Genomic DNA, 4,077 nt, shown 5'->3' on the forward strand with positions numbered 1-4,077 from the left:
GTTGTGGGCGCTGCCCGGCCTGCGCATCCATCTGGTGCCGAGGCGGCTGCGCTACCAGGCGGCGCACGCCAACGCGAGCAAGCAGTTCCTTGCCCGCAACGTCCACCGCACCACGGCGCGCACCGGCGTGCTGGTCTTCGTCTCGATCGCTGAACGCTACGCCGAAGTGGTTGCCGATTCGGGCATCGACGCCAAGGTCGGCCAGCATGTCTGGGACGGTGTCGTGCGCGACCTTACCGCGCATGCCGGCGACGACCGGCTTGCCGACGGCTTCGTCAAGGCGATCGAGCAGGTGGGTGCGGTGCTGGCCGAGCATTTCCCGGTCACGGTGGGCGACAGCAACGAACTTGACGACCATCTCGTCGAAATCTGAAAGCCCGCCTGCAAACGCTACTCAGCCGGACGCCTGACGCGGTTTTCTGCGCTTCCGGCTTTCGCCGACCGAAGCACTCACTCATAAGCGGCCTTGGCAGGCAGGCTTCGGCCGGCGTAGGCCGGTGCTCACGTGCAAAACAACGCTCCTCTCCGGTTCTCGAAGGCCACGCCATCCGCCTCGGCTGAGCGCGTTTTCAAGCAGGCTTTGCCTGATCTCATCAGTGCCATGATCGCCTGTGAGAAAGCAGCCGGCGGGCCGCCGGGACTCTTGCAATCGGGCGATGCGGGTTTATGGTTAACAAATCATGAATACGCTGACGATCGACATCCGGAAAGCCGACCCGCGCGATGCCAGTGCCATCGCCGAGGTGCATCTGGAGGCCTGGCGCGGCGCCTATTCCGGCATCATTCCGCACCGCACCCTGACATCGATGATCAACCGTCGAGGTGCCGACTGGTGGGCGAATGCGATTCGCCGCGCCGCCACTGTTCTGGTGGTCGAGATCGGCGGAAAGATCGCCGGCTATGCGACGATCGGCAAGAACCGCGCCCGTGAACTCAGGCAGCAAGGCGAAATCTACGAATTGTACCTGCGGCCGGAATATCAGGGCATCGGGCTCGGCAGCCGCCTGTTTTCGGCAGCCAAGGCGCGGTTGGCCGATCACGGGCTGAAAGGCATGGTCGTGTGGGCGCTGGAAGACAACCAGAACGCACTCGCCTTTTATGCCGGCGCCGGCGGCCGCGATGTTGCGGAAGGCGTCGAGATCTTCGAGCAGAAGGCGCTCAAGAAGGTCGCTTTCGTCTGGGAATGACAGCCCGGCCCTTCGGCCATTGCGTCTCCCGATTTCAGCCAGCACCATTCGCCGCATTGCACCATGACGCGCCGCCCGCTATCGATCGTCCATCGAGAGAGGGATTTAAGCCATGCGCATTGAAGCCATAGCCAGCGGAAAGAACCCGCCTGAGGACGTCAACGTCATCATCGAGGTGCCGATCGGCGGCGAGCCGATCAAGTATGAGATGGACAAGGAAGCCGGCACGCTGTTCGTCGACCGCTTCCTGCACACCTCGATGCGCTACCCCGGCAATTACGGCTTCGTGCCGCACACGCTGTCGGGCGACGGCGATCCGATCGACGTGCTGGTCTGCAACACGCGCGCCCTGGTGCCGGGCTGCGTCATCAACGTCAGGCCGATCGGCGTGCTGATCATGGAAGACAATGCCGGCCAGGATGAGAAGATCATTGCCGTGCCGTCGCCGAAACTGACGCTGCGCTACGAGAACGTCACCGAATACACCCAGCTGCCCGACATCACGCGCCAGCAGGTGCAGCACTTCTTCGAGCACTACAAGGATCTCGAGCCCGGCAAATGGGTCAAGATCGAAGGCTGGCACGATTCCAAATATGCCAAGAAGATGATCGTCGATGCGATCGAGCGGGCCAAGGCGAGCAAGTAGCCCAACTTCGTCATACCAGGGCGGAGCAGCCGCAAAGCGGCGTCGCGGAGACCCTGGTATCCATGCCGTGACGCCAGGCGACGTGTGCGGCGGAACGGAATTCTGCACCGCCGCGGCGGTGTTGATGTCGCGGCATGGATCCTCGGGTCTGCGCTGCGTCGCTACGCTCCTTGCTCCGCCCGTGGATGACGAAGCTACGGGTGCGATGCCCAATCTCCGCCGTGCTCAGTTATCCACCCGGCCAAAAGCCGGCACATTGCCGATGACGGTGCGCCTGTCCTTGCCGCAGGCGAAGGTGCGTGCCTTGTCGTCGGCAAGCTTGCGCGCCTGATCGTTGGCGGTGGGATTGCCGGTGGCCAGCACCAGGCCGACGGTGCAGCCGTCGCGGGCGTCCATCTGGCCGACCTTGGCGACGAGCAGCACCTCGGTCGGCTTTTTCTCGTCCTCGGGATTGCTGATCGAGCGGCGATGGATGGCTGCATAGGGCACAGCCTTGTCGCCGGTGGTCTCGATGCGCCATTCGATCTTGGCTCCGGACGAATTGAAACCGGAAAAGCTCTCCCAGACCGTTGTCATGTCGCCGCCGGGGGGAAAGCCGTAGAACAGCGATTCACGGGCATCGTCATAGGCTATCAGTACGGGATAGCCGCGATAGCCCGAACAGGCGAGTTCGGCCCAGTCGCCGTCGCCTTCCTCGGCCTGCGCGTAGGTCACGCAATCCTTTTTCGAATCCAGATCGGTGTAGGCGCTGGAAATGCCGTCGGCTTGCGCAGCCCGACCGAGACCGACCAGAACAAGCGGGATCAGAATGGCACGCATGGCGGTCAATCTCCGTTGCAAGCTGCCGCAGCGTAGCGCCAAACGTTATTTCTTCAAGCTCGCTTCAATCAGCAGGTCCGCGTTGCGGGCGACCGCTTGCGCCGGGCCGCCGAGCCCGAACAGCTGGCCACTGATATAGGCGCCTTCGATCAGCAGCAGAAGGCCGTCGCCGAGCGTGTCAGGGTCTTGCGCGCCCATCGCAACCGCCATGGCGCGTAGGCGGCGGCGCAATTCCTGCTTGTTGGCCTCGCTGACCACACGGGCCGGATGGCTGTGGTCGGGATATTCGACCGCCGCGTTGGTCATGCCGCAGCCGCGATAGTCCGCCACTTGCGTGCGCTTGCCGATGCGGGTCAGGAAAGCCTTGATCTGTGCGCGCGGGTCGCCGGGATGAGCGGCAACCGCCTCGTCGAAACGCTCCCAATATTCAAGATCGTACTGCCTGAGATAGGAGGCGGCCAGTTCATCCTTGGACGGAAAGCTGCGATAGAGGCTGGGCTTTGTGACGCCGGCACGTTTGACGATCTCGTCGACGCCGATCGCCCTGATACCGCGCCGGTAGAACAGGTCATAAGCCACATCGAGGATCTTCTTGGCTGCTTTCGGCGGCGCCGACGCATGATCGTCGCTGATGGTCAGATCAATATTTTTGTCGGTTGGCATCGTGTGGCTCGATTGACAATGTTACCGATCGGTACGTATACATACTCCACCTGCAACGTACCGGTCAGTAACATGATAGCTCAATCCCGCCCCTTTGGCCAGCGCTACGCTTTCGTCGTGGTCGGCGTGATCTTCCTTAGCCTGCTGGTCGCGGCTGGCCTGCGCTCCGCACCCTCGGTCATGATGCTGCCGCTGGAGAACAGTTTCGGCTGGCGGCGCGACATCATCTCGCTGGCCGCCGGTGTCGGCATCCTGCTTTACGGCCTGACAGGGCCATTTGCCGCAGCCCTGATGGAGCGCATCGGGCTTCGCCGCACGCTGCTGGCCTCGCTGGTGGTGATGTCGGGCTCGACCGCGCTCAGCCTGCTGATGACCAAGCCGTGGCATCTGTTCATCACCTGGGGCGTGTTCTCGGGCATTGGTTCCGGTGCTGTCGCCAGCGTGCTCGGCGCGACCATCGTCAACCGGTGGTTCAAGACCAATCGCGGGCTTGTCATGGGATTGATGTCGGCCTCCAGCGCCTCGGGCATGCTGGTGTTCCTGCCGCTGATCGCCGCGCTGGCGCAGTCGGGCGGCTGGCAGCCGGTTGTCATTGCGGTCGCGATCGCGACCGCTGCCCTGATACCGCTGGTCTGGCTGCTGGTGCCGGAGCGGCCGGCATCGATCGGCATGGTGCGCTACGGCGCCGAGGCTGACGACGTGCCGCCCACTCCGCCTGCGTCACAGGGCAATTTTCTGGCGCATACGTTCTCGACGCTGCGC

Annotated in this window: 6 protein-coding genes; 4 read left to right on the forward strand and 2 right to left on the reverse strand. The window is 63.4% G+C overall.

The genetic code is table 11. The features are described 5' to 3' along the window. From EN906_RS25325 to ppa, 3 genes are all read left to right on the forward strand, one after another. Positions 1 to 373 (forward strand): TPM domain-containing protein (locus EN906_RS25325; RefSeq protein ID WP_348629287.1); only part of this gene is annotated, 373 nt, incomplete at its 5' end. Positions 374 to 680: 307 nt separating this feature from the next. Continuing rightward, complete coding sequence (locus EN906_RS25330; protein ID WP_013528996.1) at positions 681 to 1,187, forward strand: GNAT family N-acetyltransferase; 507 nt, start codon at positions 681 to 683, stop codon at positions 1,185 to 1,187. 112 nt (positions 1,188 to 1,299) lie between these two features. Continuing rightward, positions 1,300 to 1,833 carry an inorganic diphosphatase gene (ppa, locus tag EN906_RS25335; RefSeq protein WP_013528997.1) on the forward strand — a complete coding sequence of 178 codons (534 nt, stop codon included), beginning with the start codon at positions 1,300 to 1,302 and terminating at the stop codon, positions 1,831 to 1,833. Positions 1,834 to 2,058: 225 nt separating this feature from the next. Here the strand turns inward: ppa and EN906_RS25340 are convergent, their stop codons facing one another. Both EN906_RS25340 and EN906_RS25345 read right to left on the reverse strand, forming a co-directional pair. Then, positions 2,059 to 2,652 (reverse strand): hypothetical protein, encoded by a 594-nt coding sequence (locus tag EN906_RS25340; RefSeq protein ID WP_127267936.1) that lies wholly within the window; start codon positions 2,650 to 2,652, stop codon positions 2,059 to 2,061. A 45-nt stretch (positions 2,653 to 2,697) separates the two neighbouring features. Continuing rightward, the gene (locus EN906_RS25345; RefSeq protein ID WP_127267937.1) at positions 2,698 to 3,315 is read right to left on the reverse strand and encodes a TetR/AcrR family transcriptional regulator; all 618 of its coding nucleotides are present in this window, start codon (positions 3,313 to 3,315) and stop codon (positions 2,698 to 2,700) included. Positions 3,316 to 3,387: 72 nt separating this feature from the next. Here EN906_RS25345 and EN906_RS25350 point away from each other — a divergent pair. Further along, positions 3,388 to 4,077: MFS transporter (locus EN906_RS25350; RefSeq protein ID WP_164777346.1), on the forward strand; the 690-nt coding region annotated here is incomplete at its 3' end.

The organism is Mesorhizobium sp. M7A.F.Ca.CA.004.06.1.1 (assembly GCF_003999135.1).
GTDB lineage: Bacteria > Pseudomonadota > Alphaproteobacteria > Rhizobiales > Rhizobiaceae > Mesorhizobium.